Origin of the sequence: Woeseia oceani (assembly GCF_001677435.1) — a bacterium.
Taxonomy (GTDB): domain Bacteria; phylum Pseudomonadota; class Gammaproteobacteria; order Steroidobacterales; family Woeseiaceae; genus Woeseia; species Woeseia oceani.
On the sequence record NZ_CP016268.1, the window covers coordinates 437,169 to 457,300 of the forward strand.

General features: G+C 58.6%; 13 protein-coding genes and 1 pseudogene. 10 read left to right on the forward strand and 4 right to left on the reverse strand.

Going from position 1 to position 20,132, the window contains the following annotated elements; genetic code table 11:
• The first annotated feature begins 186 nt into the window (after window positions 1-186).
• Window positions 187-399: a hypothetical protein gene (locus BA177_RS01900; RefSeq protein ID WP_156762654.1), complete on the forward strand. Its 213-nt coding sequence runs from the start codon at window positions 187-189 to the stop codon at window positions 397-399.
• Here the strand turns inward: BA177_RS01900 and BA177_RS01905 are convergent.
• The 3 genes from BA177_RS01905 to hemP all read right to left on the reverse strand — a co-directional run bounded on the left by BA177_RS01905 (window position 383) and on the right by hemP (window position 3,839).
• Entirely contained in the window at window positions 383-1,405 is a 1,023-nt protein-coding gene (locus tag BA177_RS01905) for a DUF6607 family protein (RefSeq protein ID WP_197493276.1), read from the reverse strand. The two genes, BA177_RS01900 and BA177_RS01905, sit on opposite strands and share 17 nt — an antisense overlap.
• Window positions 1,406-1,427: 22 nt before the next feature.
• Complete coding sequence (locus tag BA177_RS01910) at window positions 1,428-3,614, reverse strand: TonB-dependent hemoglobin/transferrin/lactoferrin family receptor (protein WP_068612251.1); 2,187 nt, start codon at window positions 3,612-3,614, stop codon at window positions 1,428-1,430.
• 63 nt (window positions 3,615-3,677) lie between these two features.
• Window positions 3,678-3,839 (reverse strand): hemin uptake protein HemP, encoded by a 162-nt coding sequence (gene hemP, locus BA177_RS19060; RefSeq protein ID WP_082989778.1) that lies wholly within the window; start codon window positions 3,837-3,839, stop codon window positions 3,678-3,680.
• A gap of 647 nt (window positions 3,840-4,486) precedes the next feature.
• On the opposite strand from hemP, the pseudogene BA177_RS19135 reads away from it, so the two are divergent.
• A pseudogene (locus BA177_RS19135) lies at window positions 4,487-4,573 on the forward strand (PEP-CTERM sorting domain-containing protein); the annotation flags it as partial.
• A 186-nt stretch (window positions 4,574-4,759) separates the two neighbouring features.
• Here BA177_RS19135 and BA177_RS01920 read toward each other — a convergent pair.
• Window positions 4,760-5,644: a methylenetetrahydrofolate reductase gene (locus BA177_RS01920; protein WP_068612255.1), complete on the reverse strand. Its 885-nt coding sequence runs from the start codon at window positions 5,642-5,644 to the stop codon at window positions 4,760-4,762.
• Window positions 5,645-5,844: 200 nt separating this feature from the next.
• On the opposite strand from BA177_RS01920, the gene BA177_RS01925 reads away from it, so the two are divergent.
• The 8 genes from BA177_RS01925 to BA177_RS01960 all read left to right on the forward strand — a co-directional run bounded on the left by BA177_RS01925 (window position 5,845) and on the right by BA177_RS01960 (window position 20,112).
• Window positions 5,845-7,875 (forward strand): tetratricopeptide repeat-containing sulfotransferase family protein, encoded by a 2,031-nt coding sequence (locus BA177_RS01925; RefSeq protein ID WP_197493278.1) that lies wholly within the window; start codon window positions 5,845-5,847, stop codon window positions 7,873-7,875.
• Window positions 7,876-8,093: 218 nt separating this feature from the next.
• Window positions 8,094-10,703 carry a TonB-dependent receptor gene (locus tag BA177_RS01930; RefSeq protein WP_068612258.1) on the forward strand — a complete coding sequence of 870 codons (2,610 nt, stop codon included), beginning with the start codon at window positions 8,094-8,096 and terminating at the stop codon, window positions 10,701-10,703.
• Between the two features lie 236 nt (window positions 10,704-10,939).
• Window positions 10,940-12,664, forward strand: coding sequence for an amidohydrolase (locus tag BA177_RS01935; RefSeq protein ID WP_082989781.1), 1,725 nt, complete (start codon window positions 10,940-10,942; stop codon window positions 12,662-12,664).
• A 406-nt stretch (window positions 12,665-13,070) separates the two neighbouring features.
• The gene (locus BA177_RS01940; RefSeq protein WP_068612260.1) at window positions 13,071-13,535 is read left to right on the forward strand and encodes a GbsR/MarR family transcriptional regulator; all 465 of its coding nucleotides are present in this window, start codon (window positions 13,071-13,073) and stop codon (window positions 13,533-13,535) included.
• 29 nt (window positions 13,536-13,564) lie between these two features.
• On the forward strand, window positions 13,565-14,737 hold the full coding sequence (locus tag BA177_RS01945) for an efflux RND transporter periplasmic adaptor subunit (protein ID WP_197493279.1): 1,173 nt from the start codon (window positions 13,565-13,567) through the stop codon (window positions 14,735-14,737).
• Complete coding sequence (locus tag BA177_RS01950) at window positions 14,734-17,895, forward strand: efflux RND transporter permease subunit (protein ID WP_068612262.1); 3,162 nt, start codon at window positions 14,734-14,736, stop codon at window positions 17,893-17,895. Before BA177_RS01945 ends, BA177_RS01950 begins: the two co-directional genes overlap by 4 nt.
• Window positions 17,888-19,285, forward strand: a complete 1,398-nt coding sequence (locus BA177_RS01955; RefSeq protein ID WP_082989782.1) for an efflux transporter outer membrane subunit — start codon at window positions 17,888-17,890, stop codon at window positions 19,283-19,285. Before BA177_RS01950 ends, BA177_RS01955 begins: the two co-directional genes overlap by 8 nt.
• 71 nt (window positions 19,286-19,356) lie before the next feature.
• Window positions 19,357-20,112, forward strand: a complete 756-nt coding sequence (locus BA177_RS01960) for a DUF748 domain-containing protein (protein WP_068612264.1) — start codon at window positions 19,357-19,359, stop codon at window positions 20,110-20,112.
• The last annotated feature ends 20 nt before the right edge of the window (window positions 20,113-20,132 follow it).

A 20,132-nucleotide genomic window follows, 5' to 3' on the forward strand; every position in this document is an offset into this window, starting at 1 on the left:
TGCGGAGTCAAAGTTCAGAATGCGCTACTCACGACATTCATCGCAGATTCTTGCGCCCCGAGTCCGGTGACGTTGCTTCGGCTTTGCCTGTTGCTCTAATGGTAATGCTGCGTGCAGTGATCGATAGGCGGCGGCGACCAAGGCGAGATGGCACGCAAGGTATTTGTCACAGGGGTAGCAACCGCAGTGACGAATATTGCAACGCTCAAGCTCACCACAACGAAGCAAGTGCCGTGCGACGCAGCCGGACCAGTCGAACAACGGGTAGTCGCGCTCAATATCGACGACCTGCACCCGTGGCTCGCGATGCGGATCATTTACGACGATCAGTCGGTATCGAGTCATTGTCTGGGACTCTGCCGGCTGCGCGCCACAATGCTGGTTAGTTCGTTGAGCTGACCGGTGTCAATTGATCGACACGCGTCCAGCGAGCAAGTACAGCGTCGATCATTTCACGTTGTTGAGCGTCACTGCTGTTGCTGGCGGTTTCAGCTTGCTCGAAGGTGGCTTCGATGATCGGCATACCGTCAACGTCTGTATCTATCAGCAGGCGACTGCCGCTGTGCAGGCGGTCACTCCAGGCCTCGCGAACCCGGGCCCAGTAAGCGGATGTTCGTTGCCAGTAGTCGGTGGCCGGTGTGAAATCGAAGCTCTCGATGCTCCTGTAGTTGTTGAAGCCGAACTCGCGTACCAGGGTTGCCGCAGTTTGCTGCCCATTGCGGACAGTCTTGGTGTTGTCCTGTTCGTGCGTCCAGCCGTTGGGAGTAACGGTGTGTCGATTCTCCGCATTGATTGCGTTGTAATCGCTGCGTTTCGTGTATTCACGACGCGGCAGGGGGCGCCAGCTACGGTCGCTGGTCCACGTCGATACGCCGTATTTGTGGTTCCAGCGACCAGTGCCGCAATAGCGTGGAGCATCCGATACTTCAAAGACACACTGCGTCCAGCTTCCCGGGACTTTCTGCGGGTCGATCGGCCGTGTTTCCCAGGTCTGTTCGGCGACAAACTCGAATCGCTCGCTCGCCTCGAAAGTCCAGTCCTGTCGCCAATGCTTGACGACGTGGCCACCCGGGCTGACCAGTATGTGCTGCAGCACTATCTTGCCGGGGGAGTCTTCAACGACCAGCACGGTCTCAAACCCACCGCTGTTCTTGTCGTCATGTACTTCGTATCCCGCCTGTAATGGCACGGTTTCCTGGAAGTGGAAGTCCACGCGGTAGTCACCGCGCATGGCGAGTATGGCTGCCCGGTCCCGGTCCGCAGCGGTGGTTTCGGCAGCGATCTGCGCGAAGTGCGGGTTGCTTCCTGGGGTGTAGCCGGGATCGGGCGGGACCGCCGTGCTGTTGCTTACACAAGCCGTTGAGAACGTAAAGCTGGCGAGCAAAATGAGAGTTCGGAGCGTCATAGTCAGTCCTGAAAGGTAAAGGTTACAAAGTCCAGTCGATGGCGATACTGAAGTGGCGGCCTGGACGCTGGTATTGCGCCGCATTCGTGACATCGGCAGGCACGCCCTGAACATCCAGATAGGCGGTGTAGTCGCGATCAGTGAGGTTGTATATCCCTGCGCGCAGTCTTGTGTTTTCGCTCGGCTGCCAATACCCGAATGAGTCAAAGACCGCATAGCCCGACGGGCTCAGCAGCGCGCCGGCACTCTCGTCCAGATTGTTCTGGCGTCGGGCGGCACGGGCAACGAGGCTGGTCCCCCAGCGACCCGAGTCGTGCTTGAAATCCAGACCTGCGATGCCGTTCAATGGTGCTACCGAATTCAGCGGAGTTCCCGTCGCCCGGTTTTTGCCTTTGGCGTAGGCCGCCGATACCCGCAGTGTCAGTTGTTCTGAAAAGAGCGGGAGCAGGAACTGCCCTTTGAATTCCGCGCCGGCGATGTCAACTTTGTCGACGTTGACGGACTGAAACTGGATCAGTTGATTAACCGGGTCAAAACCGACAACCTGAAACGACTCGATAAAGTCATCGTAACGGGTATCGAATACGGCCAGGTCCCACGATACGGCATCGCCGGAGTAGCGCAGGCCGGTTTCATAGCCCACACTTGTTTCCGATTTCAGGTCCGGGTTGGGTAGTGTCGTATAGCCAAACTGGAAGTTGGTAAAGCCCACATTGACATCATTGGCAGGAGGCGCGCGGAAGCCTTCGGCGTACTGTGCATAGGCGGACCACTGCTCGCTGATGCTCCACAGCACGCCAAGTTTTGGCGAGACTCTGTCTTCGTCGAGCGTCGCGGTAACGATACCCGGATTGTCTTCGGCGAATATGCTGTCGGAGACGGGCTCGAGTTCGTATCGATCCCAGCGAAGCCCGGGCGATATGGTCACGGGGCCCAAAGCAATGCTGTCCTGCAGGTAAATGCCGCTACGGCGGGTCCGTGACTTCGGAAAATCGCGAACGGGGTACAGATCCGGTCCCACCTGCGCTGATATCTCGTCACTAATCAGGTCGGTCTCGCGACCGTCGCGGAGTTGTTCCGTATCCGTTCGTTCGTGTTCAATGCCGTAGGCAAAAAGATGCGAGGCACGCGTGGTTGCAAACTCACTCGCCGCGTTGATTTCCAGACCGGTCAGTGACTGGTCGAAGGTGAAGCGGCGATCCCGGGTAACCGCGGAAGCTGTGCCGGCGATAAAGGATTCGCGAGTTTCGTAGGTGTCCTGGCGAGTTTGGCTGTCTTGCGAATAGGCGCGCCAGCGAAGGTAGTTGGTGCCGAAGCGTCCATCAAGCCAGTCCTGGCCCAGGCTGAGGCGAGTTCGGTTTTTGCGGTCGTCGGCCGCAATCGCCGTCGTATCGATAATGTAGGGAAACCCGAACTGCGCGGAAAAATCCTGCCGGCCTTCCAGGGAATCGACTTCGGTGGCGCTGTCGACTTCGAAGTGCTCAATCGACAAACCTAGTGCACCGTTGCCGTACTCGCCCCATTCGAATCGAGCGAGCAGGTTCAGGCTTTCGTCCGTAAACGGGTCAGCGTCAACGACATCCTGTTCTTGCCCATCGCGGGCATTAACGCGTAGTAAAGTGGACAGCTTGCCGGTGCGGGCGGCACCGGTGACGCGCAGGACGCGACTGGCATCGACACTGTTGAAACCGGCGCTCAAGTCGGCGTAGCGATCGGAATCGTGCAACAGGTCGTACGGTCCTTTCGTGACGAAACTGACGACGCCTCCAAGAGCGTCCGAACCGAACACCGCGGACGCCGGACCCCGAATGACTTCGACCTGCTTCAGACTGTTCACATCCACGAAATCGCGACTTGCGTTCGAGTAGCTGCCGACCGAGAAAGCCTCTGATGTCGCGACGCCATCGACTTCGATTTTGACCCGGTTGCCACCGATGCCGCGGATGCTGATTCCAGACAACCCGAAGCGACTACCCTGGTCGACGACGTCAACGCCGGGCTCGTAGCGCACGAGATCGTCTATCGTCTGGGCAAGCTCTTGCGAAATTCGCGCATCGTCGATAAGCGTGATGCTGCTGGTAATATCGGAAGCTGACATCGGAATTTTGGCGGCTTCCACGGTGATCGTTTCGATCTCCGCTTCGTTAGTAGCAGGTACGGTAGCCAGCGCCGCAACGGGTGCGAACGCCAGGGCAATGGCAGACAACATCAAATTTCTCCTGATGGTTGTCGCTGGCTGGCGGGCGCGTTGCTGGCTGGCGGGCGAGACGGGTTATTTGGTCAGAATCAGTTTCTGGTTGCGAGTGATCCGCAGTCGGTAGATTTCACGGTTGAACGCTATGCGTATCTCTTGTCGGCCCTGAAACAGTTCGCTGGCCAAGAGTGTTTTGTCATGCGCGGTTCTCTTGGTCGGCTTTGGGGTTTCAGGTTTCATTTCCGCAAATGATAATCATTCGCATTTGTTGTTGCAAGCTGCAATTTGCGCTCGCCGGTTGCGGCGGCCCGTCGCTATTGCTTACCCGTGTCATGTCGGCATATTTTGCGCAATCGCTCTTGCGTGAAATCCGTCTCCTTGTAACTTATCGAATAAATAATATGTTTCAGATTGGCGCGGCTATTGCTTATTTATATCAGTATCTGCAATTCAACCCTTTTGGGTACAGGCACATGACCAAGACAAAGAATGCTTTTCTGGCCGTAGTCGCCATCCTCTTCTCGCCACTGGCGGCCAACGCCGATCCTATCGTGCTGGCCAACGGCGATATCACCGGTCTTGAAGTCGGTGAAATGACCTTCGACGTTTCGTGGAACTTCGGCCGTTCGAACCCGCGTCCCGGAGACTTCGCCATTTTCAACGACGATCAGGAACTGGTTGATGATTTCATGGCGGCGGTACTCGACGCGTTCACGACATCCGGCTTCCGTGGAGTGCGCGGTCAGGTTTATTACGGCATCGATTCCGCCAGACTGTTCGGCAGCATTGTGCAAGACGTAAACCGTGGTGGCTTTTCACTGTTGTCGGAAACGGCACACGGACGTTGGGGCAGCTACCGTGATGCCGGTTGGGGATCTGTGACGATGAGCCAGATTCCGGAGCCCGGCACGCTGGCATTGTTCGGCCTGGCACTTGCCGGACTCGGCCTGTCGCGGCGCCGTCGCCAAAGCTGAGACAGCGCAACGAAGTACGGAAAACCCGCCCACGTGGCGGGTTTTTTTTCGCCTGCCATACGGTTGCTGCATTGGGCGCTCAGGAAACCGATTTCGCCAGAGCCTGCCCTCTGAGCACCCAGATGGACCCGGGTTGTAGATTTTGCTCGGCGCTCAGCCAGACCATCGACGAGCGCCGTGCGGAATCTACCTGCCCGGCAACAAGCCGGCCGCTTCGATGGCGGCCGGTATGGCCGCCAGCTGCCGGGTTGCCACGATGTGTGCGCCGCTGATGCCGGGTATTTCGCGCAAAGCGGACAGTTGCTCGGCGCAAATACGCACGCTTTCCTGGTAAGGATCGGCTGCCTGTCGCAAACGGGCCAGCTGGCTTTCCGGAACGTTGACGTTTGGCCGATGCGCGCGCAGCCAGTCCGCATCGCTTGCCGATTCGATAATGGCAAGTGAGACACAGACCCGGACCCGGTTCAGCAGGCCGATGGCAAGCAGGTGCTTCATGTAGATCTGCAACAGCGGTATATCCATGCAGACATGGGTTATGGCGAACTGCGCACCCGCCTCGATCTTCTCGATCAGCTTTGCCGCTTTCCAGCCCGGTTTCGGCGCGTGTGGCGTGATCAGGCCGCCAATATAAAACTCCGGCAGTGCTGACATGCGTTCGTCCAGGGTCAGCTTGCTCGCTGTCGCTATGAGTTCCGCCGCATCAAGGTCGTGCACGGCTTTGGGTCGGGGCTTGAATCCGTCTGGCACCCGGTCGCCACGCACCAGTACCAGGCTGCTGACCCCCAGCGCTCCCGCGCCGAGCAATTCACTTAGCAACGCAATGCGATTCCGATTGCGAGTGGACAACTGCACGATCGGGTCGACCCCGTTTGCCAGCAGCAAACTTGCGGCGGCGAGTGTCGATAAATGCGGATGTCCGAACTGGTTATCCGTCAGCAATACGCCATTGACGGCCGGCTTGAGTAGTGACGCCTGTTCGCGAATGACCTCGGCGCCGGTATCGGGCTTAAGAAAAATCTCCGCAGATACGGCGAAATCCCTGTCTTCGGCAGCTGCTTTGAAAGTCTTCAAGTCGTCAGTTGAGCCTGGTTGGAATGCGTGCATCCGGCGCTAGCGGGAACGCGCAGGTTATTGCTTTCCAAATTGCTGCACAAGCGCGCGGCACGAATGGCATCATGCGACAGCGCCTTGCTGAACTTCATCCGCAACGGCCGGGTCATTACTGCTGTTACAGGCAAGGGTCAGCAACTCCGGAGACGGCAATTTCTGATTTGACTCAACAACGTGAGCGTTTCGAAGCCGCATCGACGGCCTTGCGTAGCGGCGACCCTGCCCGGGCTGTTGAGCTATGCGCAACAGGCCTCGAAATGCAGCCGAATGATGCAAACCTGCTGTGCCTGGGTGCCCGGGCCAATCTCGCCTTACGGCAGTTTGCGCTTGCACAGCAATACATTGAGCGGGCCTTGCAGGTGCATCCCGGTTTCGCTGCTGCCCACGATGTTCACGGCGATTGGCTGCTGGCTGAAGGCCATGCGGATCGGGCGATACGCGCGTACGAACAATCGCTGCGACTAGATCCCACGCGGCCAATGACCTCGTCGAAACTTGATCGTGCACGGACCCTGGTGGCGCACGGCGCCCAATCCGCACCGCGTGCACGACGTGCACGGATGGCGTTCGAAGAGGAGATAAAGGAAGCACAGGCGCTGGCAGAAGCCGGCGACAAACAACGTGCTGAAGATGTGTATCGCGGCATTCTCCGCAAGGACCCGGATCACGTCGAGGCTGCCCGTTTGCTGGCAGGAATTGCTGTCGAACACGAGCGCTTGCAGGAGGCGGAAATTTTCCTGCAGCGCGCTGTCAGTCTGGCACCGGACTATCCGCGGGCGCTTGTCGATCTGGCGAACGTCCAGCGGGATCAGGAAAAATTTGACGAGGCGCTTGCCACGGCCGACAGGTTAATAGCACTCGCACCGGAGGCGGCCGAGTCGTACATGGTCCGGGCCAGCGTGCTCGGCATGGCGGGGCGGCATGAGGAGGCCATTGCAACTTATCGCCGGGTTCTCGAGCTTGCGCCGGGCAAAGCCGGTGCTCTGTGCAGCATGGCGCACCATCTGAAAACCGTCGGCCAGAGCGCCGAAGCCATCGTACAGTACCGTGCGGCCATCACGGCGCGGCCAGATCATGCCGAGGCGTACTGGAGTCTGGCCAATCTGAAGACATTCCGGTTTACGGATGAAGAAGTCAGCGCAATGCAGGCCCTTCTGGATGCCGAAGGTCTTACTGAAGTTGCACGTTCGCAAATACACAATGCGCTGGCATTCGCGTTTGAGGCGCGCGGCGACTACGACCGCGCGTTCGGGAATTTCGAACAATGCAACATTGTTCGTCGGCGGGTCGAGGTCTACGACCCTGTGGATACAGAGACCACCCACGACCGAATAATCTCGATGTTTGACGAATCCTTTGTGTCCCAGACCGCCGCCGAAGCTGTTGATCCGGTGCCGATCTTCGTCGTCGGTCTGCCCCGGTCCGGCTCGACACTGATTGAGCAGATTCTGGCAAGCCACAGTCAGGTAGAAGGTACGCATGAACTTGGCGATTTGCCGAAAGCGGTGCTGAAGCTGCGTCGCCGTGCGCCGCGCCAGCAACGCTACCCGGAGTTTCTGGCCAGCCTGAATGCGGGCGGCTGGTCCAGCATAGGCAGGGAGTACATGCGGAGTACCGCCAAATACCGCCAGGGCAGTGGGTACTTCATCGATAAGAATCCGAATAATTTCGCGTACACAGGACTGATCCGGCTTGCCTTGCCCAACGCGAAAATAATCAATGCCAGGCGGCACCCGCTGGACAGTTGTCTTGGTTCATTCAAGCAGCTGTTCGCCAGCGGCCAAACCTTTAGCTACGACATGACGGAACTGGGCGAGTACTACCTCCAGTACCAGCGCCTCATGGACCATTGGCACCGCGTATTGCCGGGCTTCGTGCACGACGTGCACTATGAACAGGTCGTTGCTGATCTCGATCAGCAGGTGCGTCAACTGCTTGATTTTTGCGGTTTACCGTTCGAGGAAGGTTGTCTGCGGTTCTTCGCAAACAAACGGGCGGTAAAGACGGCAAGTTCGGAGCAGGTACGCCAGCCCATTTACTCAAGTTCCGTGAATCTGTGGCGCAAGTACGAATCACACCTGCTGCCACTTGTTCATATACTGGAACCCTTGCTGACCGCGCTGCCGGCGGACGCCCGGCCCGCGATTTTGCAGAAAAATTTGCCCGGCCACGTTCAAGTTATTGATAAATAAATCCAACAGCCGGTGTTCGGACTGCAGTTCGCGGGTTTAGGGCTGACTCCGAAGTATATTTGCCGGTCTGACTGCGCCTTTATTCAGGCGACATATTGGTGCAAACGCTTTGCTGCCCATTGCGACGCTTGTAGTTAATCCGCGCCTGCCATAGATTCGGTAGCAGCACTGCAAGAAAAAGTGCCGAAGACACATCGTTAATGTCGGGGGACATAGCTATGCAAGAGTCTTACGGTCTGGCCGTCACGCCGGTCGCCGCCGCGGTTGCTGCAGCGTTGTATCCGGGCCTCACCACGCAGGCGCAGGAAACCCAAACCGCGACCCGCGGTGTTCTTGAAGAAATCGTTGTTTCCGCGAGAAAGCGCACCGAGTCGGCGCAGGACATTCCAATCGCTATTCAGGCCTTGTCGCAGGATACGCTCGCGGCAATGGGCGCCAAAGCGATGGAGGACTACGCTCGCTTTATACCGTCGGTCAATGTCGTCACCTACAGCAACAGTTCCAGTGTGGTTGTTTTCCGTGGCGCCATCACAGGTGCTGGCTACATCGCACAATCGACCTCGTCGGTCTATCTGGATGAAATATCGATCACGACGACCGGCGCACAACCGAGTGTGCGCATGGTTGATATCGAACGCGTGGAAGCACTGTCAGGGCCGCAAGGCACCCTCTACGGTTCCGATGCCCAGGCGGGCACCATGCGCGTTGTTACCAACAAGCCCAACCCCAGCATTTTCGAATCAGTGTTCGACGGCGAAGTGCGTGCCGGACCGGACAGCGACCTCAGTTACCGCGGTTCACTGGTGTTCAATATACCGTTGATCGAGGACAAGCTGGCACTGCGGGTCGTTGGCTACAACGATAAGGACGGCGGCTTTATCGACAACGTGTTCGGACATACCCCTGATGAATCGGCCATCCAGGGCCCCGGGTTTTATCCGGCAGGTTTCGGCACGCTGGACAATTCGGCAGCCGTTGAGGATCGCTGGAACGATTCCGAAACGATAGGCGGTCGGGCGTCGCTACGCTGGGATATCAACGATGACTGGTCAACAACGGTTTCGATCGCCGGGCAGGATTCAGACTCCGGTGCGGACAACCACTACGACCCTTACGTCGGTGATCTCAAGACCGTGCGGTTTCACGATGAATGGACCACCGACAAGTTCAGTCTGTATTCGTTAACCATAGAGGGCGACCTTGGCTTTGCGCAATTGGTCTCCGCAACGTCGTACTACGAACGCAAGCACAACTACCAGGTGGACTCGACAACCTACGCGCACTACTGGGCCGCCAGTTATTGCCACGACTCGGCATACACCTCCGCCGAACTCCCTTACTACTGGACCAACCCGGATACAGGTTACGTGGTCTTTTATCCGGTGTACTGCCATGGCACGTCGGTCGACAGTGATTTCTTCAACCTGTCCAAGCTCAACGCACAACAGGACAAGTTCACCCAGGAAATAAGGCTTTCCCATCAGGGTGACACCCTGGACTGGATTGTGGGTCTTTATTACGAAGACAGTCTGGATGCCTGGCAATCGTCGTTTGCCGGCCCTACGACGGGCGGTGATGGCAGCGTCAACGTTTATCAGGATTCCGTTTCGCTGAATTACTGGGAGTGGTTCTTCTCTGACCTCTATGGCACGCCGGTTACCTATCCCGATGCGACCTCGCACTGGCACTCCGAGAGTCGTACTGACTGGGAGCAAAAAGCCGTGTTCGGCGAAGCCACCTGGCATATCAATGATCGGCTGGACCTGACCGTCGGCGGTCGCTATTTTGATCGCAGCAATACCAATCGCTACGTTGTCAGAAGTCCGGGTGGCTTTAACAATGTCGGCGAGCCTTCAATCAATGACCCGGAATTGCGAGACGCCATACTCGCTACCGGCGAGGTTCCGGGGCGTACCGGTCGCGACAAGGAGTTCATTCCCAAGGTCAGCCTGAGCTATGCCTTCGCGGACAACCGCCTGATGTACGGCTTGTACACCCGTGGCAAGCGACCGGGCGGTATCAACCGGACCCGTGGTGAGCCGTTCTTTCCGGCCAACTACGAATCCGACCTGATGGATAACTACGAGGTCGGATACAAGTCACTGTTTGCTGAAGGTGCCGGGCGCTTCAATGCGACGGGCTATCACATGGTCTGGTCCGACTATCAACTGGAGTTGGTGGACCCGTCCAGTGCGGTGTGTGAAGACCCGCTGGTAGATGCCGTGCCAGGTGTCTGTGGCCAGCCATGGCAACGTGTCGTGGCTAATGCCGGTGAAGCGCATATCACCGGGCTCAGTGTTGAACTCGATTACGCGCCGAACGCCAACTGGACGTTGGGCATGAACGCCGAGTTCATGCAAGCGGAGACGGATACGGAACACGACCTGAACGGGGATGGCATTAACAACCTGGTTGCCGGCCTGCGTTTGCCGGTCGTGCCGAAATTCAAGGCCTCGGGCTGGGCCGAGTACCATTGGCCAGTGCAATGGAACGGTCAGAAGGATGCGTTTATCAGGACGCAGTGGTCCTACACCGGCGACACGTTGAACATTCTGGAGCCGTTGTCAGCGGTCGACAGCCCGAACCCGCAGTTCAAGAATGCGGCTTACACGATCGGTGATATTCGTGCCGGCCTGACAGGTGACGATTGGGAGGTCTCCGTCTTCGTCAACAATGTCACCGACGAGCGAGCGCAGTACACTCATGCTGATGGCTACTTCGACTGGGGTGCGTCGAGTGTCGCTGACGGCAGGGAACGCATTCAGAATATCTACACTAACCGGCCGCGAGAGTTCGGGGTGCGCTATACAAAGAGGTGGGGGGATTAGGCGCAGGCAGTGGCGCTTGGAAAACGCCGGGGCTTGCCCCGGCTTTTTTTACGCTGACTTAACCAGGCCGGACGAGCCACCCCGGTGATACTTTGAAGCGATCCTCATTATCTGAAATTCATCTTGCTACTGAGCCATCGTCTGGCATGCTTCTGACTCCGGGCGCGGCACTGCCGGAGCCAGTAAAAAATGCGGCGCGCTGCACCGGTAGACCTCTCGCAACCTTCAGGTGTGCCATGACCCAATTCTTATCCGTCGCCCGTATTGCATCGTTCCTGTTTTTATCGAGTTGGCTGCTTGCCTGTGGCACAGACGAACCGGCGAGCACGACACCGGGTGCCGATGCGGTCTACAAGAACGGTCGCATTTATACCGTCGATGGACAGCGCAGCTGGGCCGAGGCGCTAGCCATCAGTGACGGCAAAATTGTCTACGTAGGTTCCAACGATGGCGTGACTGCACACACGGGCAGCAATACCGTGGTGACGGACCTGCGCGGCCGCTTCGTATTGCCGGGACTGCAGGACAGCCATGTACACCCGATCGGCGGTGGTATCGAGGCATCAGCGTGCAACCTGAATGACCAACCTGGACTTGCCGAGTACCGGACGATCATTGGCGAATACGCTGCGGCCAACCCTGACGTGCCCTGGATACTGGGGGGCGGCTGGGCGATGTCGGTGTTCGGGCCAGGCGGTTCGCCGAACCGCGATATTCTGGACGAGCTCGTACCGGATCGCCCGGTATTTCTGAGTTCGCAAGACGGCCACACCGGTTGGGCCAACAGTGTCGCGCTGGAAATGGCCGGTATCGACAAGAACACACCGGACCCGGTCGACGGGCGTATTGACCGCGACCCGCTGACCGGTGAAGCCAGTGGCGGACTGCAGGAGGGGGCGATGAAACTCGTGACCCGGCTCATTCCGGCCACGACGGATGAAGACCGACTGGCCGGTTTGCGCTACGCGCTCGCCATGTTGAACGAGTACGGCATTACCGGTATTCAGGACGCCAACGTTGATGCGGATTCCCTGGATGCCTACAAAGAACTGGAGCGTCGCGGTGAACTCAGTCTGCACGTGGTTGGTTCGATCTGGTGGGACCGGGAGCGTGACATGGGCCAGATCGCAGACATCATTGCACTGCGCGACAAATACACCGGCGGCTTGATCGACGCCGGCACGGTCAAAATCATGCAAGACGGAGTGATGGAAAATTACACCGCCGCAATGCTCGAGCCGTACCTTGTGCCGGATGGCACGCGCGGTATCCCGATGATCGAGCCAGAGCTCCTGAAGCGGGTGGTCAGTCGCCTGGATGCCGAGGGTTTTCAGGTGCATTTTCATGCAATCGGTGATGCCGCCGTTCGCCAGAGCCTGGACGCTGTAGAGGAGGGCTTGATCGACAACGGCCGCCTGGGTCACCGGCATCATATTTCGCACTTGCAGATGATCGATCCGCAGGATATTCCGCGTTTCAAGGAGCTGGATGTTGTCGCCAATTTCCAGCCGTTGTGGGCCTACGCTGATCTGTACGTTACGGAACTCACGATTCCGTTCATCGGCGAGGAGCGGGCCCGCTGGATGTACCCCATCAAGAGCGTGCAGGATGCCGGTGGCATGATTGCGTTTGGCAGCGACTGGTCGGTATCAACGGCCAATCCCTACCACCAGATGGAAACGGCCATCACGCGCAAGGGCGCGGTCGATGACGACATGGAAAGCATGATTCCCGAGGAGCGTATCGATCTGGAAACCGCTATTGCGGCATTCACGATCAACGCGGCGTTCGTGAATCGCAATGAGACCAATACCGGCTCGCTCGAAGTGGGCAAATCGGCCGACCTGGTCGTGCTGGATCGCAATCTTTTTGAGATCGAGCCGCAGGCGATTTCTGAAACAAAAGCCTTGCTGACGCTGTTCCAGGGGCGGCCCGTGTTCGGCGATCCCGCCGCTTTGTAGGCATTCGTCACCGCGACTTGCGCGGCGCCCCTGTTGTTCCGGCCTGCGGATTGGCCGCGGCACTGGCCATGCGGCGGCGCTGCCGCCTGCGCGTGCCCCGGAAATGCCGACATCAGTTGCGGTGATTTGGTCAGCCATGCCGCCTTGCGTCTACGCTTCCTGTGCGCGTCGTTCTGCCCGCCGGTAGACCGTCGTTGAAATCGTAGCACTCGCTTGCCGCGCGGCGCCCGCTCGTGCTGAGCGGCAACGATTCCGGCGGGTCCGGCGCTGTCGGGCATCAAGAAATACCTTGCATTATATGTTCGGAATGTTCAGTATTCGCTAAACTTAATGAACGACGGTAGGTGGCGGGCAGTGCCCGGCGCTGAGAATGACCGTCCAACCGATCGCAGGAGGCTCAGGATTCATGTCAGCGAAAGTCGAGAAACCCAGTGCTGAAGCGCTTTTTATCGAACGCATGGGCCAAATCATGCAGGAAGCCGGACTGTCGCGAATTGCCGGTCAGATATGGGCGGCGCTGATTGTCGCCGAGGGCCCGGTCGCCGCGTCTGAACTTATTGCCAGACTGAAGATCAGTAAAGGCAGTCTCAGTACCAACATTCGACTGCTCGAACTGCTGTACGTCGTGGAGCGGCGCTCAAAGCCCGGCGAACGGCAGGATTACTTTTCTATTCGTGAAAATCCTTACGCAGCGTTGATCGAGTCGCAGATCCGGCGCAGCGAAAAATCGGTGGCGGTCGTTGCTGAGGCGCGGGCCGGCATTACGGGCGAGCGCGCACAGAAAAAACTCGCAGACCTCGAGCATTACTACACTCTTTACGGCAAGTCCTCGAAGGACTTGCTGCGTACCCTGGACGCTGACAAGAAATGAAACTGACCGCGCAAGCAGAGCCTACTGAAATGATGCAAGCTCCCGAACTCCGGCAATACACCGGCAACAAATTAGCACTGGCATTCATGCTGGTGACCACATTGACGGTCGCTGCTTGCAGCGACGAAGCGCCGACCCTGACGCGGCCTGCGCCAGAAGTTGGAATCGTCGTCGCCGAAAAGGCCCCTGCTGTGAACGTGGTGGAATTTCCCGGGCGGGTACAAGCCGTGCGCACCGCGGAAGTTCGCGCGCGGGTTAACGGCATAGTCGAACGGCGTCTGTACGAAGAAGGTGTTGACGTTGTCGAAGGGCAGAAGCTGTTTCAGATCGACCCGCGGGAATTGCGAGCGATCCTCAATGCGGTCAATGCAACGCTTGCGCGTGCCGAAGCGACGGTCGCCAATGCCGAACAGGATGTTGATCGTTTCAAAGGCCTCGTTGCCGATCGTGCCATCAGCGAACAGGAGTTCGACGCCGCGGTCGCGCGTCTGCGTACCGCGCAAGCTGACGTCGCGCAGGTCAAGGCACAGCGGGAAAGCGCGGAACTGAATCTTGGTTTCGCCACGGTAACCGCCCCCATCGCGGGCCGTGCAGGGCGCGCTCAGGTAACAGAAGGTGCGTTGGTCAGTGCGTCGGCAGCAACCCTGATGACCACGATCGAGCAGGTTGATCCCGTCTATGTGAATTTCTCGCGTTCCAGCGCGGACATGCTGAGGACCCGGCGGGAAATCACCCAGGGCACCCTCGAAGTGCCGGAACTGCAACGCATAAACGTCCGCCTGGTACTGGAAGACGGCAGCGAATACGAGCACACGGGCCATCTGAATTTTCTGAGTCTCTCCATTGATCAGGATACCGGGACGGCCGCCATCAGAGCGGAATTCCCCAACCCGGATCAATCGCTGGTGCCCGGTCAGTTCGTCCGCGCAAGAATCGGCGCGGGTGTGCGCCCGGATGCCATTCTCATTCCACAACGTGCCGTCCAGTTCGCGCCCCAGGGCGCGAGCGTCATGCTTGTGAACCCAGAAAACGTGGTTGAGGCGCGAAACGTTGTACTTGGCAATCTGACCGAAGGCGCGTGGCGGGTGACCGAAGGTCTCAGCGGCGGCGAGCGCGTTATTGTTACCGGGCTGCAAAAAATTGCTGTCGGTCAGACCGTTGTCCCGACTCCTGCCAACCTAACCGCTGACTCACCGCAATGACGCCAAAATTCTTTATCGACCGGCCGATTTTCGCCTGGGTTGTAGCGCTCACCATCCTGCTGGCGGGTGCAAGTGCATTGCGTGTCTTGCCTGTCGAGCAATACCCGTCGATCGCGCCGCCGTCCTTGTCCGTTAGTGTCACCTATCCTGGCGCCGATGCGTCGGTTTTGGAAACCAACGTGACACAGGTCATCGAGCAGGCTCTGAACGGTGTTGAAGGCTATCTGTACATGTCGTCGACCAGCCAGTCGAACGGCACAGCGAATATCCGGGTAACGTTTGAGTCCGGTACGGATATCGATCTGGCACAAGTCGAGGTCCAGAACCGCCTGCAGACCGTGGAGCAGCGCTTGCCCGAAGAAGTGCGCCGGCAGGGTATTCAGGTCAACAAAGCGTCATCCAGCTTCATGATGATCATTTCACTGACTTCAAAATCCGGTGCAATGAGCACGCTGGAGCTAGGCAACTTTGCAACGACCCGGGTGATTGATGAATTGCGGCGCGTACCGGGTGTGGGTGACATACGGTCGTTCTCGTCCGAGTACGCCATGCGCATCTGGCTCGACCCTGACAAGCTCGCCAGCTACCGCCTCTCCGCCTCAGACGCGCTGGCCGCGGTTCGTGAACAAAACAGCCAGTCACCGGGTGGTTCGCTGGGCGACCGGCCCATTGCCAATGGCTACGAAATTGCCGCGCCCATTCTGACCCAGGGCCGCTTCACAACGCCGGAACAGTTCTCCTCGATCATCCTGCGCTCGAACCCTGACGGCTCGGCGGTAAGGCTGGGTGACGTTGCACGCGTTGAACTGGGTGCACAAAACTACCTTTTCAACATTGAGGTGAACGGCAAACCGGCCGCCGGTATGGCGGTGCAATTGAGCACCGGTGCCAACGCACTGTCCGCGCGCGCCGGCGTGCAGCAGCGCATGACCGAACTCGAACGTTCATTTCCGGCTGACATCGGCTGGACCGTTCCCTACGACAGTACGCCCTTCATCCAGATTTCCATCGAAGAGGTATTGAAGACCCTCGCCGAAGCCATGTTGCTGATCGTTCTCGTCATGTTGCTGTTCCTGCAGAACTGGCGTGCAACGTTGATTCCTACAATCGTGGTGCCGATTGCACTTGCCGGTGGTTGCATCGGCCTGTGGTTGTTCGGCTTTTCAATAAATGTGCTGACTTTGTTTGCGATGGTGCTGGCTATCGGCATTCTGGTCGACGACGCCATCGTCGTGGTCGAGAACGTCGAGCGGGTAATGGCAGACGAAGGCTTGTCCGCCTACGATGCAACGGTCAAAGCCATGGGCCAGATCACCTCTGCGATTGTCGGCATTACCCTGGTATTGATCTCGGTATTCGTACCGATGGCGTTCTTTCCCGGTTCGACCGGCGGAATCTACCGGCAATTCTCGCTGACACTCGCGGTTTCAATCGGTTTCTCGGCGCTCCTGGCCTTTACGCTTACACCTGCCTTGTGCGCCACCTTGCTCAAAACCCACAGCCCCGATATTGAGAAAAACCGCGGCCGTATTGGCTCGTTCTTCGCAGGTTTCAACCGGTGGTTCAGTCGCACGACCGATGGTTACCAGTCGTGGGTCGGCAAGATCCTGCACCGGCCATTGCGCTTCATGGTGCTGTTTTTCGCCCTATGCGGCGTGACCCTGCTGCTTTTCGGCCGGCTTCCCGGCAGCTTCTTGCCGACCGAAGATCAGGGCAGTGTGTTCACCGTGATCCAGGCACCGCCCGGGTCAACGACTGAGCGCACGAATGAAGCGATCGAGCAGGTAAAAGACTTCTATCGCGAACAGCCGCAAGTCAAAGCGTTCACCGTGGTACGTGGCTTCAGTTTCGGTGGCGTCGGTCAGGCGCATGCAATGACCTTCGTCGCCCTGCACCCCTGGGAGGAGCGCGCCGGCCCGGAAAACAGCGCGTCAACACTGGCAAGCAAAGCTATGCGGGTGCTGTCCGGAGTCAAGGAAGCAACGATCTTCACGCTCAACCCGCCGCCGATCCGGGAGCTGGGCAATTCCAGCGGCTTCAGTTTTGTCCTGCAGGATCGCGCCGGCCACGGCAACGCCGCATTGCTTGACGCCCGTAACCAGATTCTGGGCGCTGCGAGCCAAAGCCCGTTACTTGCCCAGGTTCGCCCCGAAGGCCAGGCAGATATTCCGCAGTTGCAGGTCATGATCGACCGAACCAAGGCCCGCGCGCTGGGGCTGGCGATCAGTGACGTGAACTCCACGTTGTCGATTTCGATGGGCGGCGCATACGCCAACGATTTCGCGCGCGATGGACGCATCCTGCGGGTCCTCGTGCAGGCCGATACGGCGTTTCGCATGACACCGGATGATGTCCTCAACCTGAGAGTTCGCAGTGCGAACGGTGAGATGGTGCCGTTCGGTGCTTTCACGGCCGTCGAATGGACGGCCGGTGCACCGCAGATCGAACGGTTTAACGGTTACCCCGCAATGACGATCTCGGGTTTGCCTGCGGAAGGTCGCTCAACGGGCGAAGCGATGGATGAGATGGAGCGCTTGAGCCAGCAATTGCCGGACGGCTTCGGCTTCGAATGGACTGGCATGTCCTTTGAAGAAAAGCAGTCGGCTGGTCAGGTTGGTGCGTTGCTCGCCTTTTCGCTGCTCGTCGTGTTTCTGCTACTCGCCGCATTGTACGAGAGTTGGTCAATTCCGCTTGCCGTGTTGTTGATCGTGCCGCTGGGCGTGTTCGGCGCGGTCGTGTTTTCCTTGCTGCGTGGTTTGCCGGCCGATATTTATTTCAATGTCGGGCTGGTCACGATCATCGGCCTGGCCGCGAAGAACGCAATCCTGATCGTGGAATTTGCCATTGAAGAAGAGGCCAGCGGCAAGAGTCTGTACCAGGCCACGATGAACGCGGTGAAACTGCGACTGCGGCCGATCATCATGACCTCTCTCGCATTCATTCTTGGCATGGTGCCGCTGGCGCTGTCCACGGGTGCCGGTGCGGCCAGCCGTATCGCCGTGGGCACGGGCGTCATGGGCGGGGTCATCTCTGCAACGCTACTCGGTATTTTCTTCATTCCGCTCAGCTACCTTGCGGTGCGGCGCTGGATCGCACGTGGCAATGTGCCGATCACAGACGATAAAGCGGTAACGACCAGGGAGCCAGGTCATGCGTAAGCTCGTAATGTTGAGCGTACTCGGGTCCCTTAGTGCCTGTCAGCTGGCCCCGGAGCACGTGCGGCCGCCGATACCCGCGGACCCGGTTTACCCGGTCGAGTACGCAGAGGCTGGTGATGCTGTGCCTGATGCGCGACCCGAATGGCAGGCCTTTTTCGCCGATCCGCAGCTTGCGGCGCTCATCGACATAGCGCTGACAAACAATCGCGATCTGGAAGTGGCTGCCTTGCGCATCGAAGAAGCGCGGGCGACCTACGGTATCCAGCGCGCTGATCGTTTGCCAACAATTACCGCGACCGCCGATGCAACGCGTTACCGCACGTCGCTTGCTGCGTCGGCCACGGCTGCCGGGGTTTACGACAGTTATTCTCTGGATCTTGGCGTCTCTTCGTTTGAGCTCGATTTTTGGGGGCGGGTACGCAACTTGTCGGCGGCCGCCCGCAGTAACTATCTGGCGACGGTAGAAGCGGCGCAGGCCTTCCAGCTTTCACTGACGCGCGAACTGGCGTTGGCTTACCTCAGTAAACAGGAAGCAGCGGAGCGTATTGATCTTGCTGTGCGCACGGTCAGTGCGCGCCGTGACCAGCTGCGCATTGCCGAGCGCCGGCTCGATGCCGGCGTAACCTCCGAACTGGAATTTCGCCAGGCGGAAACCTTGCTGACCCAGGCAGAGGCCGAGTTGGCCGGTTTGCGACTGAATTTCGCGCAAAGCAATAACTTGCTTGCAGTGTTGCTCGGTGGTCCGCATGACAAGGAGTTGCCGGCATCGCTGCCGTTAGGGCAGCAGGTACTTGCGGCGCGATTCTCGCCCGGTCTGCCCTCGGATTTGCTGGAGTCGCGGCCGGATATTCGTGCGGCTGAGCAACAGCTGATCGCCGCGCGCGCCAATGTTGGTGCGGCCCGGGCGGCATTCTTCCCGGCCATAAAACTGACCGGCAGTTTCGGCTATTCCTCCACTGAGCTGGATACGCTGGTTGGCGAAGATGGTCGTGCCTGGAGTTTCATGCCGTCGATCAGTCTGCCGATTTTCGATACCGGACGCCGGCGCGCAGCCCTTGATGTGGCGCAAGCCCGCGAGAATATCGCGGTGGCCGGCTACGAACGTGTGATTCAAACAGCGTTCAGGGAGGTCGCCGATGCACTCGCCGGACGCCGTTATCTGGCAGAGCAGATCGCCGCGCAAGAGCGAGGCATCGTTGCGCAGCGTCGCCTGGCAGAGCTTGCAAGACAGCGGTACAACGAAGGCGTTGTGCGTTACCTCGAAGTGCTCGATGCAGAGCGCAATCTGTTCGCTGCTGAGCAGGCGTTGTTACAGGTCCGGCGTATCGACGTGGCGAACAACATTGCATTGTTCATCGCACTGGGCGGAAACGTTCCCGACGCCAGCTAGTCACGGCTTGCAGTGCGTTGACCTGCAACGGTAGGCTGCCGCAACGCAACTGCCTAAGAGGATTCATTGCCATGGCCACACGAAGTCGAAAACTGCTGATGATCGTACTGGCCATACTGCTGGTGATTGGCGGCGGCCTCTTGTATTTGAGTACCCAGCTTAATTCGATCGTCGCAGGCTTGATTGAGTCGCAGGGTTCGGCGGTTGCCGGCAGCCCCGTTCGCGTGAGCGGGGTGGCGATCAACCTCGGGGAAGCGAACGCGTCGATCAGTGGACTTTCTGTTGCCAATCCCGATGGATTCGGCGGTGGCCATGCAATCGACCTCGGCAGTTTTTCAGTGCGTATCGATCCTGCCAGCGTGACCACCGATACCATTGTGCTGAAAGAAGTGACGGTCAGCGATGCGCAGATGACCCTATTGCAACGCGGTACTGGCAGCAACCTGCAGAGCTTGTTGAACCAACTTCAGAGCAGTTCGGACAGTGGCTCGGCGGCAGCCGATTCCGGGGCGGGTAAAAAGTTGATCATTGATCGCTTCACGCTCAAAGGGGCGCGAGCGACCGTGTCTGTTCCGGACTTGCAGGAAGAACGCGAAATCAGTCTGCCGGATATCGTTCTGACGGACATCGGCCGTGCCAGCAATGGAGCAACGGCCGGGGCGGTCGCTCGCCAGGTTCTCGAGCCCGTGTTGCAAAAGGCCTTGAGTACCGCAGCCGCTCAATCATTGAAAGAACGGGCCAGTGACGAGCTGAATGCAGCCAAAGACCAGCTGCTGAAGGGCGTAATGGACAAGCTCGGAAGCAACGACGAGGATGTCACGCCGTAGGCTTTCGCACTGTGCGCAGC